A 1,781-nucleotide genomic window follows, 5' to 3' on the forward strand; every position below is an offset into this window, starting at 1 on the left:
GATATGACGCAGAATTCCTGTAGAAGAACCCAAACCCGAAATATCATCGCCCACTTCATGGAAATCATCCATAAAGGGCGAGCGGTGGGCGAGCAGGGATCCGCGCATCCAGGGGAGGGCCGGCGGGGCCCGCGGTTTGGCGGGGTGAGCGACTGGCCTGAGGCCGATCTCGGTGAGCAGGCACTGCTGGTCTGGGTAGAGCTCGGCCCGGCTGGTGTCTCAGCGCTGGCTGGTAGCAGAGGGGCAGCGATCGCGGTCAGGACCTTCGCCGCTGTTTGCATGAAAATGATGGCGGCGGGTCGTCAATAACCATATGATCAAAGCTAGTTCATCCGTGCACATCACGTTCGGACATAGTCAGGATGGTGAAATGACCAGGTTCACGACCAGGTTCGCCCAGGGGACCGCGATCGCAGCCGCAGCGGTCACGCTGACGGCCTTCGCTCCGACGGCGGCCCAAGCCCATGGCTCGTCCGACATCACCCCCGCCGCGGCGGGCTCCAGCCCCGCACTCGCAGAATCCATACCCTCCAGCCCCGCACTCGCAGGCTCCATACCCCCCTGTACGGCCCACAACGCGAACAACAACCTCGGCGTCGCCTTTTGGGCCGACTACACCATCGTGTCGACCGCGGCATGGTGCAGCTACAGCTACAAGTACGAGCTAGCCATGCAAGGCGATGGCAACCTCGTGCTGTACAACAGGGAAAGCGGCTCGGCGATCTGGGCCACCGGCACGTACAACCACCCGGGCGCGACGGCGACGATGCAGTCGGACGGGAACTTCGTTGTCTACGACACCAACAGGACCGCCCTGTGGTCCACCGGCACCTGGTCGGCCGGCGCCGACTCGCACTTCGTGTTCCAGAACGACGGCAACCTGGTCGTGTACAAGGGCAAGGGCGAAGGCAACCCGGTATGGGCCAGCGGCACCTACGGCGCCTGATCTCCCACCCGGCGGGGCCGATTCCGTTGCCCCGCCGCAGCGCCTGATCCATGGTGCGGAGCTCCGAAAGGCCGCTGCCCTGTCCTTGGGTTCCAGGAGCAACGCCGTTCGGTTAAGTGCGGGGGCTGTTCGTCAACGTTGGTGAACGAGGCAGCGGAGCTGCTGTAGAAGAGGTTTGTCCTCCAAGACATCCTCACCACAGGAGCTCCGCTGTTGGAACAGGCTGCCACAACAAGGCCGGGCGGGACAGCGGCCGGGGTGTTCGCGCCGGGTCATGTCGGCGAACTGACCCGGATCGTGCCGTTCGAGATGGTCGACGAGGTGCTGGCGGAGACGGGCGCGGTGCAGCGCAGGGTCCGGCTGATACCGGCATGGGTCACGGTCTACGTCCTGCTGGCCGGAGCGCTGTTCACCGGGCTGGGATACCGGCAGGTCTTCGACCGGCTGTGTGCCGGACTGGCGGGCCCGGCTCCGGCCCGGCCCAGCGGCAGCGCGTTGCGGCAGGCCCGCCAGCGGCTGGGACCAGCACCGATGAAAGCTTTGTTCGACCTGGTCAGGGGCCCTGCTGCCACGACCGCGGCGGCCGGCTGGTGGCGGGGTCTGAGGGTCGTCGCGGTCGACGGCACCCTGCTGCCGGTCCCGGACTGTCCGGCCAACCTCGCGGTGTTCACCCGGCAGCGGCTCGGCAACGGGATCTCCGGCTACCCGCAACTGCGGCTGGCCGCGCTGGTAGCTGACCGCCGAAGCCACCGTCCCCGCGCGAGAACGCCGTCTCCACCTTCACCTGGCTCGCCGACGCGATCCGCCCGGCCGACGACATCGCCCGCTTCCGGGC

Annotated in this window: 3 protein-coding genes; all 3 read left to right on the top strand. The window is 66.9% G+C overall.

The window, feature by feature from the left end:
- The coding region (locus ACWDCZ_RS41005; protein WP_449818674.1) for a hypothetical protein at positions 1-309 on the top strand (309 nt) is incomplete at its 5' end.
- 61 nt (positions 310-370) lie between these two features.
- Positions 371-946 (top strand): hypothetical protein, encoded by a 576-nt coding sequence (locus ACWDCZ_RS41010; RefSeq protein ID WP_449818676.1) that lies wholly within the window; start codon positions 371-373, stop codon positions 944-946.
- 213 nt (positions 947-1,159) lie between these two features.
- Positions 1,160-1,781 (top strand): transposase domain-containing protein (locus tag ACWDCZ_RS41015; RefSeq protein ID WP_449818677.1); only part of this gene is annotated, 622 nt, incomplete at its 3' end.

This window comes from Kitasatospora sp. NPDC001225 (assembly GCF_053597855.1).

What these genes read in the sequence shown, in the direction of transcription:
- ACWDCZ_RS41010 (WP_449818676.1), top strand. Translation starts at nt 371, where the DNA reads ATGACCAGGTTCACGACCAGGTTCGCCCAGGGGACCGCGATCGCAGCC.